The organism is Citrobacter sp. wls829 (assembly GCF_005280825.1).
Taxonomy (GTDB): domain Bacteria; phylum Pseudomonadota; class Gammaproteobacteria; order Enterobacterales; family Enterobacteriaceae; genus Citrobacter; species Citrobacter gillenii.
Map to the genome: position 1 here is coordinate 1 of NZ_SZWP01000111.1, position 283 is coordinate 283.

General features: G+C 47.7%; 1 protein-coding gene. It reads right to left on the reverse strand.

Annotated elements, in window-relative coordinates:
- Positions 1-52 precede the first annotated feature (52 nt).
- Positions 53-283, reverse strand: a 231-nt coding sequence (locus tag FDW88_RS22310; protein WP_137363374.1) for a DDE-type integrase/transposase/recombinase, incomplete at its 5' end; no start/stop codon positions are given.

Below are 283 nucleotides of genomic sequence, written 5' to 3' on the forward strand. Positions count from 1 at the left end.
GGCACTGTTGCAAAGTTAGCGATGAGGCAGCCTTTTGTCTTATTCAAAGGCCTTACATTTCAAAAACTCTGCTTACCAGGCGTATTTCGCCCAGGGGATCACCATAATAAAATGCTGAGGCCTGGCCTTTGCGTAGTGCACGCATCACCTCAATACCTTTGATGGTGGCGTAAGCCGTCTTCATGGATTTAAATCCCAGCGTGGCGCCGATTATCCGTTTCAGTTTGCCATGATCGCATTCAATCACGTTGTTCCGGTACTTAATCTGTCGGTGTTCAACGTC